Origin of the sequence: Bacillus sp. EKM208B, assembly GCF_011800725.1 — a bacterium.
In the GTDB taxonomy this organism is placed as follows: Bacteria; Bacillota; Bacilli; order Bacillales; family Bacillaceae; genus Bacillus; species Bacillus velezensis.
Window position 1 is genome coordinate 42662 of record NZ_JAANHO010000007.1, and the last position, 21275, is coordinate 63936.

Sequence of the window (21275 nt, forward strand, 5' to 3'; positions counted from 1 at the left end):
CACTTTTATTATATACTTTGTGTAAAATGATTGAAGATAAAAATGAAGGGATGAGGGGTGCAGATATATGGAGGCTGTCTTACCTTTTCTTTTTACCAGCTCCTGAACCGGAGCCTTTTATTTTAAAATGACTAGCGGAGCCTTTAAAAGACGTCCGCTAGTCAGATGATCATTCATACCGTGTCATTTCATTTAACGAATAAAAACGAGAGCGACCCCGAATCCTTTATCAGCATCAAACTCATTGATCACTTTCATGACCTGCCAGCGCTGGTTTGGAGCATCAGATTTTGTTGCAATCCCGTTATGAGCGTGAATAAAATCTCCCGCTTTCACAGTCTCATCGCATCTGACATATACCTGGCCGATGAGTCCGACAATGTTCCACTCGTCTCTCTCTTCTCTTGAAGCGTAGTCTTCTTCAGGCCGAAAGTCCGGATTTTCCTTTGGCGCCATGACCGTATGGCCGTTCGCATCTTTCTGTTCTTCATAAACAAAGCCGCCAAATTCATTCTTTACGTATCGTCCCGACCAGTGAAAACTCGACTCACCAAGAATCACTCCGGCGGTCTCGGAAATGACCCCAAGCATGAGGTCACCTTTTTCAGCCTGCCTGATCTTATCACCTTCAAGTGTGACAAGTGTTCCCGTCGGAATCTTTTCCCCTCTCAGGCTTTCAAAATACTCGGCGTAGTCAGAGAATGTCGAGGAACCTGTTACGCCTCCCGCAGCCTTAATTGTTCCTTCTTTTGCGTGAAGCTCAATCTTTCTGTTGGCTGATGACGGAGTGCTGCCGGAACCCCAGCCCCATACAGTTGAGTTCGCATTTGGGTTAATCGTATTATATGAACCGATTACTCCAGATTGAGAACCTCCTGCAGCCTGTCCCCGGACAGAACCGACGACAAAGCCATTAGTTCCTGTAACATGGGAATCTTTAGATGCCATAACAGAAGATCCTTTATGTTTAAACAACTCATACGGTGTTTTTTTACCGCCTACATGAAATGTTGTTTCATATCCTTGAAAATCAATATTTGATATATTCAGATCCGGACCCGAAGAATAGAGTCCGACCGTTCCGCTGCTGGCTCCCAATCTATGCCCGTATACATTGCTCACTGTACAATTATCAACGCCTCCGCCAAAAGCAAGCCCCGTCGTGCCGCCGTCAACTAGAAAAACGCCGTCAATCATGCACTTTCCTACCGCATTTTCTCCGCCAAGAACATACAGATCATGAGCAGCGGAGCGGAACCCGCGGATCGTGATATTCTTCAGATTGACATACCGCCCTTTGTAATAAATCATAATGATCGTGTCATTGCTGTAATCGTATGAACGATCTTCACAAATAGCTTGGAAATTCACTATATTAACTGAATCATAGCCCGAAACAACCAACGCACTCGCTCCGACGCCTTTATATATAGAATTTTGTTTAGGATTTGTTGCCTGACAATTTACTAATTGAACATCATGGGCAGTTTTTGATGTCGGCTCAGCCGATAAATGATGGCCAATATGTCTAATGCAAAAACCGATCGCATTTTCGTAAGCACGGCAATTAGCCAGTTGAACTCGTTTAGCCGCCGGTGCATAGTCATGCGCCTTAATTTCAAAGCCGCGTGCACCGCCAATTGCAACACAGCTATCTACAAATACATCTTGAGAACCATCATCAATCTCAAAGCAATTTGAATTTGACGTGCCATTCCCATTTCCCATCGGGTGATAGGAAACACAGTGGCTGAAAGTAGTGTGGAATCCAAAATGACAAGTAAAGTTATCATCCCCGGACCCTGTTGCTTCACAATGTGAAAACGTTACAAAGTTACAGCCGTTGGGCTGATAATAAGTTGGATCATCTTTTTCTCCATGTCTGTTATAGTTCGGGCTCGTGGAATCAAAGCCGTGCAGGCCGGCGTTCTTCGCAAACACATGCTCAACAAAAGAATAGTCAACATTCGCAAAAAGCAAACAGCTTGAAGTGGGACCTTTCGGAATCTTCCAGCCGGCAGGACGCGTATCCTTGTTCCAGTCAAGCGTGAGATGGCCGACGTAAATATTTTCATTACCGTTCGTATAATCACTGTTGGTCAGAACAGAATGACCGACCGGTGTTTCGTCTAATAATTTAATGACCGTTCTTTTCTTGCCTGCTCCGACAAGCATTGTATTTGACGGAACGAACAATCCCGATGTTCTGAATACACCCGCGGGAACTGTTACGACATAACCTCCGTCGGCCATGGCATCATGAAATGCCTGCGTATCATCTGTTACGCCGTCACCTTTAGCTCCAAAGTCCATAACGTTCCGCTCTGTAACATTGTCAAACCTGTTTTCATACATGTTAAGTCTTTCGTTTAAGTTTTCATAAGTTGACGTGCCATCACTAAGGGCTGCACCGATTTTGCTGTCAATCGCTTCAAAGTTTTGAGCAATGCTTTCAACTTCAATCCCTTCAGCTTTATCGGGTTTGTAAAGTCCTAAGAAAGTCGTATAGTTTGTCATTGTCTTGCCTCCTATTTTTGAATTGCTGTTTAAAACACCGAACACCACAGAAGTCTTTCGTTTTCACTCCTGCATGTACAGGTGGCAAAGGTATGACAAATTCATACATTTCTTCAAAACATAAAAAGAGCGCCGGATTAACAAGCGCTCTTCCCATTCTGCACATAGTCTGCTGCTGCAGTATTTTAACCGTTCAATATTTTCTCGACACGCTCCCGCATTTGCGGAACGCCTAATCCGACAATGACCTGAAGCGCCCTGCCTTTTCTGACGACGCCGTGGGCTCCCAGCTCTCTGAAATCGGCGTCACTTTTGACCTTTGATTCATCAGCGACAGTGACGCGGAGACGGGTGGCGCAGTTGGTGACCTCCGTAATATTGTCTTTTCCGCCCAGCGCTTCAATATACAAAGCGGCTGTATCCCGCTGTGTTTCGTCTGCCGCCGCTGTTTCTTTTGAAGCCTGCTTCCGTTCTCTGTACTCCTTTTTCGAATAGAGCTTTGTTTCCTGTCCTTCCTCTTTTTCTCTGCCCGGTGTGGCGATGTTGAATTTGAGAATGAGGAAACGGAAGACGAAAAAGTAAATAGCGGTAAAACACAACCCGATGATGATCTGGTATACATACGTCAAGCCATGGCTTGACGCCAGCGGGATCCAGTTCAAGGTCGCAGCTTCGATCAAACCGCCTCCCATATTTCCGACGACGCCGGCCATATACATGACGGTTGCCATGGAAGCGGCAAGCAAAGCATGAACCGCAAATAAAAACGGCGAGATAAAAAGGAATGTAAATTCAATCGGCTCTGTAATTCCCGCGACAATGGACGTTAAGGTGACCGGAATCAAAAGGCCGGCGACGATTTTTTTCTTTTCCTTTGAAGCCGTGACGTAAAAAGCGAGCGCGATTCCCGGAATGCCGAAGATTTTCGAGTTGCCGTGAAGCGCGAATCCCCCCTGCGGGAACAATTCTTTCAGCGGTTTGACGCTTTGAGAGTATTCCCCGAGATGCTGCGCCCAATAGGTGACGATACCGCCTTCAGCCACAGCCGGACCGTAAATAAACGGCGAGTAAATAAAATGATGCAGGCCGGTCGGAATTAAAATCCGCTCCAGGAACGTGTAAATCCACACGCCGATCGCCCCGGAAGAAACGAGAAAACTTTGCAGCGATCCGATTCCGGACTGAACCATCGGCCATACGTATGCCACCGCAAGTGAAATCGGTATCATAATAAAGAAAGAAATGATAACGATGTATGAAGATCCTTGAAAAATCCCCAGAAAATCCGGCAGTTTTTTATCAAAATAACGATTGTGCAAATACACGACAATAGATGAAATAAAGATGGCGCCGATAATATTCGTATCAAGCGTTTTGATGCCGGCGATCATCGTCAGCCCGCTCGTTCCGCCGGCTTCCTGAGTCATATCGACATGAAAAGCCCCGCCCCAAACCGTCAGAATCGCATTGATAAAGTAATTGAATGTCAGATAAACTGTAAGCGCTTCCAAACAGGCTCGTGCCTGCGCTTTTTTCGCTAAAGCGACAGGTATGCCGATCGCAAACAGGAGCGGCATTTGATTAAAGACGGTCCAGCCGCCCTGTTCAATGACGTACCAGCATTGATACCAAAGCCCGTCAGGATCAGCCAGCGGCCCCATCAGCGTTTTATTTTTAAACAGCGTACTCAGACCGACAATAATACCGGAAAATGCAAATAATAAAACAGGCACAAACATCGCGCTGCCGAAGCGCTGGACTTTTTGCATCATTTCACGTGACCTCCCGCTATTTATCAAAATTTTCGAGCTCTTTATAATCAACATATGCACGGAATAACGCTTCGCCCACCAGAAAAAACGGGGCAAATGCGACGATTTCCGTTTTATCGCTTAACGTCACCGGCTTGCTGGTCGCATAAAGATTATACGGCGTCGTTTGCGCCAGTACGTTGTTTTTCAGATTGGTGATTGAAATAAACGGAACTCCCTTTGCGGACAGGGTCCTTACCTGCGGAATTAATTCGGGTGTTTCGCCTGATAAAGAAATAATGATGAATACGTCATCAACCTTAAAATCATCACACATGATATCAAACTCTATAATGTCCTGAATTAAAATCAGATACTTCCGCCGGGATACAAACATCCGCTGCAGCTCACGGGCGCACACCCTCTGAGCCGTCCCCGATCCGTAAACGAAAATCCGTTTTGCTTCATCTATCAGCCGGCACATCTCCGTCATATCTTTTGACTTCACGTATTTTACATTGGCTTCAATATCATCCAGCAGCTTTTCAAACGTCATATTCTCGCCCTCTTCAGGCTGATCCTCCCATTTCAGAAAAACCCGGAATTCACTATAGCCGCTGAAGCCCAGTTTTTGGGCGAGCCGCAGGATGGAAGACCGAGAAACATTGCAGGCTTTCGCCATGTCATTGATACCGAGATGGTAGCACGTATGTTTATGATTCAATATATATTTTAAAATATAAAAATCGTTGTCATTTAATTTCGCGTAATGCTGGTTAACCAGTTCTTCAAGACTCATCCCAAAAATCCCCCCGTTTTCTTTCTATTATATAGAATAACAGATAAAGAAAACGGGGACGATTGTCATCAAGAAATAGGAGACGGACTTACATCAAGTTCAGGCCAGTAGTCCTTATTAGCCTCCATCAGATCTTCAAGAATCAGTTTTGCCACACGGGCGTTCGGCACTGTTTTTGACAGAATCAGCGCCTGCCACAGCTTTTGAAATGACCGCTCTTCCCACGCTTCAGCCGTCAGTTTTTCGACAGACACCTGCTGTTCCATCAGGCCTTTTTGAAATTGCGGTATGTTCCCGATTGAGAGCGGTTCAGGTCCGTTTGAACCTACGAGACAAGGAATCTCAACCATGGCTGACGGATCAAAGTTTGCGATCGCGCCGTTATTTTCAACGATTAACAGCATTCTCTCCCCTGTGTTGTAAGCGATGGCCCGGGCAAGGTCGACGATATAGGAAGCATGATCATCAATTTTAATTTCACTGTTCTCCGATGATTGTTCGCGCGTAATCATATCGCATTGGCTGAAAATGAAAGCTTCGCGCCCTTCCATGACTTCGTTGGCTCTCGTATGGTTCGGGTTTGATTTTTTCACCATATCATCCGGGAATAAGTAATATTGCAGATATGTGTTCGGAAGCGTATCCGGATCAGCCGCCTGAACGTCGCGCGCTTTTTTGAATGTGTCATTCCAGCTTGCTTCAGTCTGTTCGGCCTCCGTCTTCGGAACGTAGCCGTATTCACGGACATGCTCTTTCAGCTTCGGCATTAAATCATTGCCATGCCGGTCTGTGATGGACGTCCACCAGCCAAAGTGGTTCAAGCCGTAGTAACGGACGTTCATTTCTTTCCGTGAAGATAATCCGAGGATGTTCGCCATGCGATCCTCAATTCCGACCGGCATGTCGCAGATGTTCAATATTTTTGAATTCGGTCTGAGGCGCCGTGTAGCTTCGGCCACAATCGCCGCCGGATTGGAGTAATTCAGCATCCATGCGTCGGGCGAGTACGTTTCCATATAATCAAGAATCTCCAGAACACCGCCGATAGAGCGCATGCCGTATGCGATTCCGCCCGGCCCGCATGTTTCCTGGCCGACCACGCCGTACTTCAGCGGGATTTGTTCATCGAGCGCGCGCATCGCATATTTTCCGACGCGGATATGCGCCATGACGAAGTCAACATCCGTAAAAGCCGTCTCTGGGTCATCAGTCGCCAAAAATTCAATGTCCGGCGCTTTTTCTTTTATGAATACCTCACACGCACCCGCAATCCGCTCCTGCCTTTCTTTATCATTGTCATAAAGTTTCAGCTTTCTGATCGGAAACTCTTCCAGGTGATTCAAAAGCATTAATACAATTCCGGGGGTAAATGTGCTGCCGCCGCCTGCAATAACGATTGAGAATGATTTGTCTGTCATGTGAAGCCCTCCTCTGATAACGTTTACATTTTATTTATATCATGAGAAGGTCCGATCTGTACCGGGTTTGGAGGAGTTAGATCATTTAATCATTTTTAGTTATTTTTCTCAAAAAGCGGGAAAGTTCCCACAGGTACGAAAGAGGCCTGCTGTCATCAGCAGACCCATTCTCAAAAATGCTCTTGTAAATCAGAAAGCAGCACTTCCTGCTCAAATTGCGGATTTCCGATCGGAAAAATTCTGGCTGTTTCCTTGTCTTCGTTGACATGCTGAATATAAATCGGGACTCCTTCATACGTCACATACGCCATGGCGGCGGATTCCGAAATGTCTTTCGCACGCTGTGTATTCACGTTTCAAACCTCCTTTAGGGCCTCACACATAACGTGTCCGGCAGCCAAGAGAAGTATGCTTGTTTCTTACAATTGTCCGGCGGTGAGTTTGAATTTTTTGAGGCGTTTGTAAAACGTGCTCCGCGGGATTCCGGCCATTTTGGCGGCCAGCGTGACATTCCCCTTCGCTGATTCAAGCGCGTTTACGATGATGTTTTTCTGAATGTGCTCCCGGATGGAGACGGGGGACGCTTCTTCCTGTTCATAAGACTCGGCCGCCTCTTTAAGACCTGACGCTTCAAGCAGGGCTGCGATGGGGCGCCCTGACAGCCGCCCGTCCGGGAACATGACGGAAAGACGTTCAAATACATTAAACAATTCCCTGATATTCCCCGGCCATTTCCGGCTCTTTAATAGGTCTAAAAAGTCATCAGGAAGCTCCCCCCGCCAGCCGCGATTTCGCTGAAATTCAAGGAAGAGTCCGGGAATGTCTTCGGTGCGTTCTCTTAATGGAGGGAGATGGATCGGACAGACGTGAAGCCGGTAAAATAAATCTTCTCTCAGCTTTTTGCATTCGACAAGCTGTCTCAGATCAGTGTGGGTGGCAGTGATGATTCTGATGTCGACGGGAATCTCTTTTGTCCCGCCGACCGGGGTGACTTTCCGTTCCTGCAGCACCCGTAACAGAGCGACCTGCATGGAGTGTGATATTTCTCCGATTTCATCGAGGAAAAGCGTGCCTTTATCGGCTTTTTGCAAAGCGCCGTTATGTCCTTTCCGTTTGGCCCCGGTGAAGGCGCCTTCCGAGTAGCCGAACAGTTCGCTTTCAATCAGCTTTTCGGGGACCGCTCCGCAATTGACGGCGATAAACGGGCCGTTTTTCCTGGAGCTGTTGTTATGAATCGCCCGGGCGGCAATCTCCTTTCCCGTCCCGGTTTCTCCCGTAAGACAGACGGTTGCGTCCGTTCGGGCGACAAGCTCCAGCTGCTGGAGCATATGTCGGGATGACGGGCTTTTGCCTGCCGCACCATGAAATATAAAAGAAGGCTTTTCTTCTCGTTTGGATAAGTAAATGCACGAGAAGCCGTTCTCCTCCCGCTTCGCCTGCTTGATGTGAAAGCCCTGTTCCTCAAGCTCGCGCAGCGTATGTCCGGTAAAATGCTGAACGGGACGGCTTGCGGCGATAATCCGGCTCATTTCATTGCAAAGCACGATCGGATCGTGAGACCGGGTCAGCCCGGCGAATTTGCTGATCATATCAAGTTCTGTCATTTTGATCTTTAGGGCAAGCTCCCGTTCCGCCGTATAAGCGATGGAGGAGGCAATTCCGAGCATAAAAGGCTGAGCGCGGGCGGCGGGGCAGGAAATATCAATGACACCCGCCAGCCGTCCGTCTTCATAACGGATCGGCGCGGCGGAACAGCTCCATTGATGAGAAGCGAGCGAATAATGTTCAGAGCCGTGTATCATGACCGGCTCATTTGTAAAAAGAGCCGTCCCGATCGCATTCGTGCCGACGGCTGTTTCCGTCCAGCGGGCGCCTTTTAAGAAATTGATGCGGTGCGCTTCATGAATGGTGCGCGGATGGCCGTCAACCGAATGAACCACGCCGTCAGAATCAATCAGAAGAACCATCATTTCCATTTCCCGCATCGCCGTTTTCATTCTTTCTGCATGAGGCATTGAGGCCGCTAAAAATAATGAATGCTTCTCGGCCTGCCTTTCTAAATGATCTGCCGGCATTACATTCGGCCCCTTTTCGAGATAAGGGTTGACGTCGGCTTTTTTGCAGCGGTGCCATGAGGCGGCCACCCGCTTCTGAATACGGGATTCATCAAGCACGCCTTCTTTCACAAAGCGCTTCCAGGTTTTAAAATCATTCCGAATGACATTCATTGTATTCGCTCCCCCCTGTTCAGACCATCTTTTCATATATTGTAGGGGAAAAATAAAGCGCTTTCAACGAAAAATACCCCTTCTCATCTGAGAAAGGGTATTCCGGTTATACGGAATGCACCGCAAGTCCGGTGACATTCAGCAGGGCTTCCTGAAGCGTTTCTGACAGAGTCGGATGCGCCGCGATAAAGTGCTCCGACATATCCGCCGTCATTTCACCGTTCATCATCATGACCGCCTGACCGATCAATTCCGTCACGTCCGGCCCGATCATTGACACGCCGACGATTTCTCCGAATTCCGGTTCGGCAATGATTTTCATTTTGCCGCCATGCTGATGTTTAATTAACGCTTTTCCGTTAGCAGAAAATGAGCATTCTCCGATTTTCACATCTCCGTATGTTTCTCTCGCCTGTGTTTCCGTCAGCCCGACAGCGGCCATTTCCGGCGATGTATAAATACAGCGGGGCACCGCCCGCATATCGACTTTGCTGTCCTTTCCCGCGGCATGCGCGGCGGCTGTGATTCCTTCATGAATGGCGGCATGCGCGAGCTGCATTCCTCCGGCCGCATCGCCGCATGCGTATATATGAGGCACATTGGTCTGCATATGGTCATTGACTTCAATGCCGCGCGGAGAATACCGGATGCCGGCCTGCTCCAGATTCAAGCCATGCAAACGCGGCTTTCTCCCGATTGCAACCAAAACGTGATCAGCCTGCGCCTCAATTTCTTTGCCGTCTTTTGTCCACACGGCAGTTTTCCTTTCTTTATCAATCCGTTGAAGGGCGGCTTTTGTCTGAATATCAGCCCCGCTGTCTCTTAAAGAGTCTTCGAAAACGGCGGCGATTTCCCCGTCTTCTGCCGGGAGCAGCCGGTCAGCCGATTCAATCACCGTCACTTTCGTTTTAAACCGGCTGAATAAAGAGGCAAATTCACAGCCGATCACACCTCCCCCGACAATAAGCAGAGAAGAAGGGATTTTCTGTAAAGAAAGCGCATCTTTGCTGTCGATCACCCAATCGCCGTCAAATGGGGCAAACGGCAGCTCCGCCGGTTCAGATCCGGATGCAATCAATATCCGCTCCGCTTCCAGAATGTCTTTTGCGCCTCCTTCTCCTTCAACAAGCAATGTCTGCTCTGTGAGAAATGAAGCTGTCCCGCTGATGACTTTAATCTGATTTGCTTTCATTAAGTATTGAATTCCCTGCACGAGCCGGCTGACGATTTGCCGTTTGCGCCCCTGCATGCGGGCCCAATTGAGTGTAATGTTTTGCGGCAGTTCGATGCCGAATGTATCTGCATGCCTGATTTTATCGAGCACATTCGCGCTTTCCAAAAGCGACTTTGTCGGGATGCATCCCTCATTGAGACAAGTGCCTCCGAGCGGCCCTTTGTCGATCAGAACGACTTCTTCTCCCCTCCGCGCGGCAGTCACGGCAGCTGCATATCCTGCAGGCCCGCCGCCGATAATGGCTAGTGTCAATCTCTTCACCCTCTCTATAAAATCAATCCGGCCGGCTCTTCAAGCAGCGCTTTGACCGTTTTCAGGAAGTCCGCAGCCGGTGCGCCGTCACATATTCTGTGATCAAAGGTAAGGCTCAGCGGCAGCATGGTGCTTTTGACAAGCTCATCTCCTTTAAACGCCGGCGTTTCATAGCTTGCGCCCACTCCGAGAATACCGGCTTCAGGCGGATTAAGAATCGGGGTGAAATGCTCAATTCCGTAACCCCCGAGATTTGTAATAGAAAATGTCGATCCGCACAGGTCATCTCCGGAAGCATTGCCTTCCCGCGCCCGGCGTGCCGATGTGCTGATATGATCCGCTAGCTCAAGGAATGAAAGCTTTTCCGCATCCCGGATCACCGGCACGACGAGACCGTTTTCAAGAGAAACCGCCATCCCGAGGTGGACATATGGATAGGTGATGATCCGCTCCTCTTGATAAGAGCTGTTCAGCTCAGGATGCTGTTTCAGCGCAAGCACCGCGGCCCGGGATACGAAATGTGTGACCGTCAGTTTAACACCGCTCCGCTTTTTCGCGCTGTCGGCGAGCTGCCGCTGCCATTTTACAAGCTCCGTAATGTCCGCTTTCATCGTCAGCGTCAGCTGGGCGCTGTTTTGCAGGCTTTTGTGCATTCGGTCTGCAATCACTTTTCTCATCGCTGAAGCCGGTTTTCCCTCCGGCTGTGCCGTCTGAACCGAAGACTGCGGTTCAGATTCCGTCTTCATGGCCTTGATGACGTCAGCTTTTACGATTCTGCCTCCGGGCCCCGTCCCGTTCAGCGTATCAACTTTCAACCCGGCTTTCTCCGCCATTTTTCGGGCAACGGGAGATATTTTCACGCGGTGTTTACGCTTTTGCACGGCTTTGGGAGCAGGAATATGTTCAGATTCAGGTTCAGATTGCGGTTTCCCTGCATTTTCAGGAGCCGGCGCCTCCTTCTCCCGCACTTCTTCGCCGTTTTCCCCGATATAACAGATGGGCGTTCCCGGCGGGACTCCTTCTCCCTCTTTGACTTTAATGTGAAGAAGCGTGCCGCTTTCAGGCGCTTCTATTTCCATTTCTATTTTTTCCGAGTTGATGCTGGCGATGCTTTCTCCCTTTTCAACCGGGTCGCCGACTTTTTTATTCCAGACGGATACTTCACCTTGCTTCATTGCCATTCCCAGCTTCGGCATTACTACTTTTACAGCCATTCTATATCCCTCCTTTAATTCATTGCCGGCTCGCCAAGCAATTCAAGCGTGACGCTGACAATTTGGTCTGGTGTCGGCAAATATTGATCTTCAAGCACCGGCGAAAACGGCACCGGTGTATGCGGCGCTGTAATCCGTTTAATCGGCGCATCAAGCAAATCAAAGCCCTTATCGGCGACAATCGCAGCAATATCCGTGGCGATGCTGCAGCGCGGATTGGCTTCGTCTATGATGATCAGCCGGTTTGTTTTTTCTAACGATGTGAAAATCGCTTCCTCATCTAAAGGAGACAGACTCCGGGGATCAAGCACCTCGGCGTCGATGCCTTTCTCAGAAAGCTGTGCAGCCGCTTCAAGCGCGGTATTGACCTGCTTGCCGACCGCAAACAGCGTGATGTCGCTGCCTTCGCGTTTGATATCCGCTTTTCCGAGCGGGATTGTATAATAATCTTCCGGCACCTCGCCCTTCATGTTGTAGGACGTTTTATCTTCAAAAAAGAATACCGGATCATTGTCTTCTATTGCCGCCAGCAGCAAACCTTTGGCGTCATATGGATTGGACGGCACAACCGTCTTCAGACCCGGGATGCTGGTGAACAGGCCATACAGCGCCTGCGAATGCTGAGCGGCTGCCCGGAACCCGGCTCCGTATGTGGTGCGGACGGTGATCGGCACTTGCGCTTTACCGCCGAACATATAGCGGAATTTCGCCCCTTGGTTGATCACCTGATCAAAGCACGTTCCGATAAAATCGTTAAACATCAGTTCCGCAATCGGTCTCAGCCCCGTGGATGCCGCAGCCATGGCCGCACCCATGTAGCCCGCCTCAGAAATCGGTGTGTCCAGCACCCTGTTTCTGCCGAATTCCTGTACGAGCCCCTTTGTGACCCCTAATACACCGCCCCATGCTTCATCATCTTGCAAATGATCGACCGCCGCTCCTCCGGCGACATCTTCACCGATTACAAGCACATTGTCATCTTTTCTCATCGCAAGCTTCATTGCTTCATTGATCGCGTCCGACATGCTTATGACTCTCGCCATCTCACATTCCCCCTTTTTCATATGACACGTAGACGTCTGTCAACAGCTCCGACTCTTTCGGATATGGACTCTTTTCGCTGAACGAGACGGCTTTTTCAATCGATTCGCTGACACGCTGTTCGATGTCTGACAGTTTATTTGCATCTGTTTCTTTTAGAAGATAGTTTTTAAAGCCTTGAATGGCATCCTTTTCTTCAAGATGCTCAGTCTTTTCATCCTTTGTTTTATACGTTTGGGCATCCCCTTCGAAATGTCCGTAGTTTCTGTAAGTCATACATTCAATCAAAGACGGGCCTCCGCCGTTTCTTGCTCTTTCTATCGCTTCCCCGGCTGCCTGATAAACCGCTAAAATATCTTTTCCGTCCACCGTGACCCCCGGCATGTTGTAGGCAGCCGCCCGATCGGCGATTGAATCACAGGCTGACGCGTACTCAAATGTCGTGGCTTCGCCGTAGCCGTTGTTTTCGGCGATGAACACGACAGGAAGGTTCCATACTGCCGCTAAGTTCAGCCCTTCATGGAAAGTCCCTTGGTTATTGGCTCCGTCCCCAAAAAAGCAAACGCTTACATTTTTAGTTTGTTTATATTTAGCCGTGAGCGCTGATCCGCATGCGAGCGTGAATCCGCCCCCGACGATTCCATTTGCGCCTAACATGCCTTTATCAAGATCCGCAATGTGCATAGAACCGCCTTTGCCTTTACACAGTCCGGTCGCTTTTCCGAATATTTCCGCCATCATGCCGTCCAGATCACAGCCTTTGGCGATACAATGGCCATGTCCCCTGTGTGTGCTTGTAATGCTGTCGCCATCATCTAAATGAGCGCACACCCCCGCAGCTACCGCTTCTTCACCGGCATACAAATGGACGAATCCGGGAAGCACTCCTTGTGCGAAAAGTTCATGCACTTTGTCTTCAAAGCCCCTGATTTCCAGCATCTTTTGGTACATCCACAGCGCTTTCTCCTCAGTTAATGACAAGCCTTCTCGTTTTAACAATTCCATTTTGTGCGCCTCCTTCTATTTAGGGTTCACACTTATAAATGCAAGAAGCATGCCAGCCTTTGAAGCCCGTAAAATGAATGTTTTTATTTTTACAATGGAGACAGTTTGAGACAGGTGTCTCATTTTGTCTCGATCTGTTCCCTTTGTCTCGTTTTATGGCATACAAAAAAGACCGGGCATCACCCTGTCTTTGACAATGATCGACGTATTTATTTCCTCGGAAATCTTTTAACTGCTTCATTCTTCTGCATACAGTCTATCGTGGCGTTTGAGTGGTTACACTCTTTTTTTCATATCCACGTGCTGCAGTTCATGCTTTTCTTCAACAGCCCGATTCAGCGCTTGAAGCATGTAGCCAATGCCTTTATACGATGACAAAGGCCAGGTGATATGCTGATGCTCTCCGATGACGGCGTTTAGGACGCTTCGGTATTTTTTCCCGCCAAGCATGACAAGCTCCTCGATGTCGGAGAAGCCTTTTTCATGAAATTGACGGCGCAGCTCGTCCGCTGCCATGATCTCCGGATGACCGGTTCCAAAAGTGACATCGTAATTTCCGGGAACAATATCATCCGGACGAAGGAATCCGTGCTTCGCCGACAAAATCACCCACTCATCGAAAAATGCTTTCGCATATCGCTCGCACGCCTGATGAAACGGGCTGAGATAAGCGTCTTCCGCCCTTACCGGACCTGTATCTGAATGGACATCCCAAATTTTTTTCTTGCCGCAGGGGATGATGCACAGTCGTTTCATTTTTCTCTCCCCCTTTATGATGTATCTCCTATCAATGTACCATTATTCGTTTATTTCTGCATGACGAAACTGGCCATGGATCTGTCTGGGTAAAAACTGCACACAAAAAGACCCGGAATTCAAATCGAAATCCGGGCCGGATGAAGGTTGTTTATGTCACTCTTGCTCCATCCCATCAAGATACTTTCTCTCAAAGTCATCGAGCAATGCACGCACTTCATCTGTTGACTTTGTATTCATGCATTGATTTCTTAATTCACTTGCTCCCCGGAATCCGCGGAGATATATCTTGAAAAAGCGGGGGAGCGGTTTATATGCTCGGGCTTCTGCTTTTGAATATTCATCATGAAGATCCAGATGCAATCTCAAAAGATCAAGCAATTCCTTACTGCTATGCTCTCTCGGCTCCTTTTCAAAGGCGAATGGATTAGTAAAAATGCCTCGTCCAATCATAATCCCGTCAACACCGTATTGTTCAGCGAGTTTCAAGCCGGTTTCACGGTCAGGAATATCCCCATTGATCGTCAAAAGGGTATCCGGCGCTATCTCATCACGAAGTTTCTTGATTTCCGGGATGAGCTCCCAATGCGCATCTACTTTACTCATTTCCGCTCTTGTACGCAGATGAATGGAAAGATTCGCAATGTCTTGTTTCAGTATGTGTGTCAGCCAGCCGCGCCATTCGTCTATGTCCGTGTAGCCAAGTCTGGTCTTCACACTGACCGGCAGACCTCCTGCTTTCGCCGCCTGTATTAATTCGGCTGCAACTTCAGGACGGCAAATCAGGCCGCTTCCCTTTCCATTCCCCGCCACATTAGGTACAGGACAGCCCATATTGATATCCAGGCCCTTAAACCCTAATTCCGCCATCCCAATACTCATTTGGCGAAAGTTTTCAGGCTTATCTCCCCATATGTGGGCAACCATCGGCTGTTCATCCTCCGTGAAAGTCAAACGGCCGCGCACACTATCCTTCCCATCCGGGTGACAATAGCTTTCTGAGTTTGTAAACTCTGTGAAAAACACATCAGGTCTGCCTGCTTCACTCACAACATGGCGAAAAACGACATCCGTCACATCTTCCATTGGTGCCAGTACAAAAAATGGCCGCGGTAATTCACGCCAGAAATTATCTGTCATAACAAATCCAAATCCTTTCATGATGGGATACAGCCAAACCTTTATCCCAAAATTAAAAACTGACCATGCTTCTTTTACACTTATAGCATGTGTCAGCACTTCTTATCAAACGATAGTAAATTTTGAACATTTCATTAACACACATAAATGGTATTAGGTTGAAACAAATCATTCATATTACTTGCTTTTGCTCTAATCAACGTGATCGCCTGTCCTCTTATGTTTCATTTTTTAAAATGAAAATCTGGAGAGGGCCGTGCAAGAAAAAGACCGAAGATCGACAATGCTCATTATTACTAAGAAGACTCTTTAATGTATACTTATGTCTACTTAATCTATTACGCATGCTACCTTCCCCCACATATATACAATTACGAGTTTGGTTTTTTAAATCTGTTACATAAACACCTTTCATTGATCTAAATTTTTGATCTTTTAGCCCATTTTATATGTTCAGGCAAAGGAATTTCAAAATTAATTGTATGATTAGCCTTTCCCTTAATGAAGAATTCCTATGGTAATTTGATTTTCAAATCCATTATCATCTCCTCCAAAAATCCACATTATAAAAAAATTCCCTATTTATCTATCAACGCTTAGCTTGCCTAACATATATCTTTAATAGTAATTACATCTTAAAAATAGACCCACCATTTATCTCTAAGTTTAGCTGTAGGCATAAATTTAAGCTTGCATTCAATGAGTGGAGCTTAATTTTTTTATTCTGCAATTTTTTTAATCTTTTTTAATTTCATCCTTCTCTAAACCTAATCTTTGCAATAATTCTTTATCGTATTCGATAAAATCACCTAATTGATCATTATAATATGGGTATTGAACAGTTAAATCATTTATCGCAAGGTTTCTATAATTCTTTTTGACTCTTATATTTCCCAACTCTATTTGTGGAGGATTTTTCAACATATTAATTAGCTTTTCAGATGTTATATTTCCTTCAAAATCTTCGTGATACGGTTTTAAAGATCTATTTCCTATTGAAAAACCCGGAGGATTCCTATCTAAAAACCGAACAAAAGCTGAAGTATCAGCAATATAGCAATCATTATAATACATACTTTCACCAAGCATTGCTGTCGTTACAATAACTTTATAAATATTTTTAGGATGCCATTCTTCTTCTAGTTTCAATTCTTCTCTTACAATGTTTATATTCTCCACGTAATAATCAACAATACGATTTAGTTGCTCGACAGCACTTCTTTCTTTATGGCTTTTATTTATCTTTTCCGTTTCCCTTTGTATTATCTTTATTAAGAAATTATAATATTCCCTAATAGTTAGTGGTTGACCAAAGGCTTTTAATTCTACAAAGAACAAATCATTGTCAATAGTAAAAACTACATCACATTCATATGTTTCACCATTAACAATTCTCTTTAGTCTTTTCGCGCCAATATCTAGCTTGTTTAGTTTATTTAATATGTATTCTTCTAATCCAGTACCCTTAAAAGAAATATCCACTTTCTTCTTATTTAACAGAGATATCAATGACATTGAAGGATCTATATGTGATGCCACAGAAGGAATAATAATCAAACTGTCATTATGAACGACAAAAGGACAATCTAACAAATCTTTTGCATCTTGATTAAATTTGAAGTTATTGATGATTTTAAGAGCACTGGCTTGAGATACTCCCTTTGAAACAAATAAGTTTATCCAGTAAGTTTCAGTTTTCATAATAGTCCAATTATTTAAGTTTAATGGTTTAACTACTTTTGACTCGAATCTTTCCTTTAAATAATTTTCAGCCTCAATTTGAATTACAACGTAAGCTCTAATCCATTCTGCGAGTGACACACCTAAAAGCCTTATATTTAGATCATGAGTGTGTAGAAATTCTCCTATCGCAATACAATAATATGCTTCATTCTCGCAAAGATAATGAGCTGGAGGTAATTTCTTTGCATTTTGATCAATTTTACGTTCCAATTCTGTTTTATCGGCTAAATTAAAATCCGTATACCATTTACTTCTTTGATCCTTAAATCTCACTTTTGAGATTTCTTGTGCATGTAAAAAATCTTCATTCTTGGGCTGGATGTGAATTTTCTTATTATCTATATCAAAATCTGTACCGATAAAACGCCATTTTTGTTCAATGTTCAAAAGAGACGACCACAAATCAAATAGTTCAATATGCTCTCTTGCGACTCTTATGTGACTCATGCGCATAGTTTCAAGTTTTCCTATATTACCTTTTCCACCTCCCATAGACTTCAGTAAACTCCCCGCAAACTCTGCAATACTATCAGCTATACCTAATACACGATTTATATCTTTTTGAGCAGGTAATATTTTTTGTTTACCTTCATCAAACAATGAGATGACGTATGGATACACCTCTTTAATTCTATGTATAGAATTCCCATTAATATACTCAATTAGAGAACCTAACATAATCTCTAAAGAAAGAATAAATGTTATTACCTCTCTCTTCTGAGGAATTTGGTCTAATTTCCTGGATGATCTCAATTTATAAAAATCCTTAAAAATTGAATTAATTATATTAATTTTTTCTTCAAAATTATCAATTAACTTAATATCACTCTTATAAACTGCTTTAATGTTAGATATGACTTTTTTTGATATCTTTTGTCTATTATTGTAGATGTTAAAACAAACGCCTGAGACTCTAACGATTTCTAAAGTATCTTCCAGAGAATTGTTTTGCATAAATTCGTTTAAAAAAGGAATAAATTCCTTTGAATCTTTAAACAAAGCCTCAAGTTCATAATGGTTCCATATTTTCAAGTTGTTCTCTCCTTCTATATTTTTTTCAACAAATCCACTATATATATTTCTCCATTTATGTCTAGCTATAATCAAGACTTCTATCGCATGGGGTTTGTATTGTATATCTATTACAGCTTTATATTTCCGTTACCAAAACCCGCATGCAATTGGATCTTATAGACAGTCAAATCTTCTCCTTGGTTTATAATAACCCAATTAATCTCCCTTATAATAAGCAACTTTATACTTTCCTGAACTTCGCTTATGTACTTTGGGTACGAATTAATTTCTTAATGGGAACTATGACTATCCCTCATTAAATGAAAACTCCATTCCTATTAGTTTACTTCCCAATATTTAAATTTATACATACTCTTAAAGGAATCCGTTTGAGATAAGGCAATTTTCTCTGCTTTTCTTTCATCATATGAGGACATACCAGTAATACCAAACACCTCAAATATTATATCCTTGTCTTTATTGATAACGTATCCATCCGGAATAAAATTTCCATAACCTTCTATTGGCAAATAAGGCTTATAAAATGTTAGATTATCTTCACATAACCGATCATATATATTTTTTTCATGAGAACTTTCACAATATAAACCTCTACCAGATATCGGTATTAAACAGTAATTTTTTAGAGTCATACATTTATGATACTTGTCTTCTTTATACACAAAACCTGCTACCACATATTCAGGGCTATGCGGTTCTATTTTTTTCTTGTGTTCATATTCCTCCTTTTCAACATAGAAGCGATTAGTTCGCCCAAAAGCATCTTCACAATACAGAATATCTTTTTTTGTATTATCAAATAGAGTATCTTCTCCAAGCGGTATTACACTATTTACATACATGTAAACAAAATAGATATCTTTTTTTACTTTTACATTCCATATGCCTACTTGTTTATAAAACATCTCGTTTAAAGTTTTTCTTTTTCTCGATAACCTAATTCGAGCCGATATACCATAAACATGTTTAGCTAACTCATATTTATCATTAGGAACTCTATGTTTTTTTCCTAACACCATACTTTCCCACGCCATCATATTTATTCTTGTGGCTAAGCCAAAAATCGTTGATACATTTTTATTAGATCCCGTTCCTTCATGACAAATCACATTATTTCTCACATTACTGTTTCTTTCGTTATTATCCCCTAGCTGAGAAAGATGTAATTCTTTAATTCTAACAATATGTAATCCCTCTTCCTCATCGTAGCTCCAGGCCTTTTCATATGGGCTTGAACCCACAAATTGAGGATGTCGGCAACAATCCTTGGAATGTTTAAATTGTCTGGTAGAATTATATAAATACGGTGATTTTGCATTGGAAACTTTAAGCACTATCTTATCAGAACACTCACACCTTAATTCTATTTCTCCCTTTTCATTCCTAGTTTTTAAGTTTAGTAACAGAGATTCTTTTATAGGTGAATAAGGTAGTTTTGTTATGTTTCCTTTTGGTTTTTCAATTACAATAAATGATTTTTTGACCAATATATCCCTTCCTCCTATATTAAACAGACTACAATTCAATTATAGTTGAAGTTAACACAAAAATCGTTGAAGAATTTCCAAAAATCTCATATTTTAGAATTACTATTAAAAGGAGGAAAAAAGAATCGAAAAGACAGCCAGGGCAAAGGCTGCGCATAAAAAAAACCCGGAAATCGGAATTGTTTATTTACCGAAATCCAGGTCTGATTACGAATTGTTTATTTTAGTTAGACGATTTTAATACAAGCTTCGCCACGGCTTCTACATGAGCCGTCTGCGGAAACATATCAACAGGCTGAATATATTCGACGCGATAGTCCTTCGACAGCGTCTGCAAGTCTTTCGCCAGTGTGGAAGGATTGCAGGATACGTAGACGAAGCGTTTCGGTTTTACTTTTTTGATGGTATCTAAAAATGTTCTGTCACAGCCCGTTCTCGGCGGGTCGACGATGACCACGTCAGGGCGGAAGCCTTCTTTCGTCCATTTCGGGAGCCAGTGTTCGGCTGTTCCTGTGACATATGCCGCGTTTTTGATGCCGTGTTTTTTGGCGTTTTTCTTCGCATCGTCAATTGATTCTTTAATGACGTCCATGCCGCGGATCTCTTTTGCGCCGCTTGAAACCCACATGCCGATCGTACCGACGCCGCAATACGCGTCTACGACTTTTTCTTTTCCTGTCAGCTGAGCCGCTTGTTTCACTTCGTCATACAGCTTAACCGTCTGCTCAGGGTTGAGCTGGAAGAAGGCGCGGGCGCTCAGTTCAAATGACACGTCACCGAGCACTTCTTGAATGGCATGGCTTCCGGCCAGCGCTTTTGTTTTGTCACCGAAAATGACGGATGTGCGCGCGCCATTGATGTTTTGAATAATCGATTTCACTTCCGGCAGACGGTTCTGAATGGCTTTGACGATCTCGTCTTTATTCGGCAGTGTCTCTTTCGCGGTGACAAGCACGACCTGCACTTCGCCTGTTTCAAAACCGACTCTCGTCACGATGGTGCGGACATCGCCTTTTTTGGTCCGTTCGTTATAAACGGACACGTTGTGTTTTTCCAAAATACGGCGGACGATACCCGTTGTTTTGTTTGTTGCCGGATGCTGGACAATGCATTCCTTAATCGGGACGATTTTATGGGAATCAAGTCCGTATAAGCCGGCAATGATGCTGCCGCTTTGCGAGCGTCCGACTTGGAACTGGCTTTTGTTCCGGTAATTCCAAGGGTTGTCCATTCCGATCGTATCTTTAATGTTCATTTCTTCGACATTGAATCTCGTATGACGTTCCAGAGACTGAATGACGATGTCGCGTTTTTCGCGAAGCTGCTGGGTGTATGCCAGATGCTGAAGCTGACAGCCGCCGCACTGGTCGTAGACCGGGCATGGCGGCGTGACACGGTGTTCAGACGGCTTGCGGATTTTTTTGACGCGTGCTTCTGAAAATTTCGGCTGCACATTTGTCGCTTCGGCAACGACTTCTTCACCGGGCAGAGCGCCGGGAACGAAGACAACTTTTTTCTTAAAATAGCCGACGCCCTCTCCGTTAATGCCGAGACGTTTGATGGTCAGCGGAAATGTCTGTCCGATTTTCAATTCGGCAGGCGCCTTTTTTTGATGTTGATTCACGTTTTTTTCTCTCCGTTTCTATATAAAGCCT

General features: G+C 44.8%; 15 protein-coding genes. All 15 read right to left on the minus strand.

The features are described 5' to 3' along the window. Positions 1-192: 192 nt before the first annotated feature. Positions 193-2517 (minus strand): peptidase G2 autoproteolytic cleavage domain-containing protein, encoded by a 2325-nt coding sequence (locus tag G9F75_RS13610; protein ID WP_167409156.1) that lies wholly within the window; start codon positions 2515-2517, stop codon positions 193-195. A gap of 185 nt (positions 2518-2702) precedes the next feature. Continuing rightward, positions 2703-4289 (minus strand): alpha-glucoside-specific PTS transporter subunit IIBC, encoded by a 1587-nt coding sequence (locus G9F75_RS13615; RefSeq protein WP_029974000.1) that lies wholly within the window; start codon positions 4287-4289, stop codon positions 2703-2705. 16 nt (positions 4290-4305) lie between these two features. Then, complete coding sequence (locus G9F75_RS13620; RefSeq protein WP_014417219.1) at positions 4306-5067, minus strand: MurR/RpiR family transcriptional regulator; 762 nt, start codon at positions 5065-5067, stop codon at positions 4306-4308. A gap of 68 nt (positions 5068-5135) precedes the next feature. Beyond that, positions 5136-6485 carry a maltose-6'-phosphate glucosidase gene (gene glvA / locus G9F75_RS13625; protein WP_021493855.1) on the minus strand — a complete coding sequence of 450 codons (1350 nt, stop codon included), beginning with the start codon at positions 6483-6485 and terminating at the stop codon, positions 5136-5138. Positions 6486-6655: 170 nt separating this feature from the next. After that, positions 6656-6838, minus strand: coding sequence for an H-type small acid-soluble spore protein (locus G9F75_RS13630; protein ID WP_003155535.1), 183 nt, complete (start codon positions 6836-6838; stop codon positions 6656-6658). A 66-nt stretch (positions 6839-6904) separates the two neighbouring features. Beyond that, positions 6905-8713 carry a sigma-54-dependent Fis family transcriptional regulator gene (locus G9F75_RS13635; protein WP_021493856.1) on the minus strand — a complete coding sequence of 603 codons (1809 nt, stop codon included), beginning with the start codon at positions 8711-8713 and terminating at the stop codon, positions 6905-6907. A gap of 106 nt (positions 8714-8819) precedes the next feature. Then, positions 8820-10199 (minus strand): dihydrolipoyl dehydrogenase, encoded by a 1380-nt coding sequence (lpdA, locus tag G9F75_RS13640; RefSeq protein ID WP_021493857.1) that lies wholly within the window; start codon positions 10197-10199, stop codon positions 8820-8822. Positions 10200-10213: 14 nt separating this feature from the next. After that, a complete protein-coding gene (locus G9F75_RS13645; RefSeq protein WP_021493858.1) occupies positions 10214-11413 on the minus strand; it encodes a dihydrolipoamide acetyltransferase family protein in 1200 nt (399 codons plus the stop codon). 14 nt (positions 11414-11427) lie between these two features. Next, entirely contained in the window at positions 11428-12456 is a 1029-nt protein-coding gene (gene acoB / locus G9F75_RS13650; protein ID WP_021493859.1) for an acetoin:2,6-dichlorophenolindophenol oxidoreductase subunit beta, read from the minus strand. 1 nt (position 12457) lies between these two features. Further along, positions 12458-13459 carry an acetoin:2,6-dichlorophenolindophenol oxidoreductase subunit alpha gene (acoA, locus tag G9F75_RS13655; RefSeq protein WP_003155540.1) on the minus strand — a complete coding sequence of 334 codons (1002 nt, stop codon included), beginning with the start codon at positions 13457-13459 and terminating at the stop codon, positions 12458-12460. Between the two features lie 276 nt (positions 13460-13735). Continuing rightward, positions 13736-14215 carry a DUF6884 domain-containing protein gene (locus G9F75_RS13660; protein ID WP_017419128.1) on the minus strand — a complete coding sequence of 160 codons (480 nt, stop codon included), beginning with the start codon at positions 14213-14215 and terminating at the stop codon, positions 13736-13738. Between the two features lie 156 nt (positions 14216-14371). Continuing rightward, on the minus strand, positions 14372-15355 hold the full coding sequence (locus tag G9F75_RS13665; protein ID WP_007408522.1) for a tRNA dihydrouridine synthase: 984 nt from the start codon (positions 15353-15355) through the stop codon (positions 14372-14374). Between the two features lie 735 nt (positions 15356-16090). Next, complete coding sequence (locus G9F75_RS13670; RefSeq protein ID WP_207719815.1) at positions 16091-18130, minus strand: hypothetical protein; 2040 nt, start codon at positions 18128-18130, stop codon at positions 16091-16093. Positions 18131-18450: 320 nt separating this feature from the next. Next, positions 18451-19620 (minus strand): hypothetical protein, encoded by a 1170-nt coding sequence (locus G9F75_RS13675; protein WP_167409157.1) that lies wholly within the window; start codon positions 19618-19620, stop codon positions 18451-18453. Positions 19621-19843: 223 nt separating this feature from the next. After that, positions 19844-21244 (minus strand): 23S rRNA (uracil(1939)-C(5))-methyltransferase RlmD, encoded by a 1401-nt coding sequence (rlmD, locus tag G9F75_RS13680; protein WP_029974025.1) that lies wholly within the window; start codon positions 21242-21244, stop codon positions 19844-19846. Positions 21245-21275 lie beyond the last annotated feature (31 nt).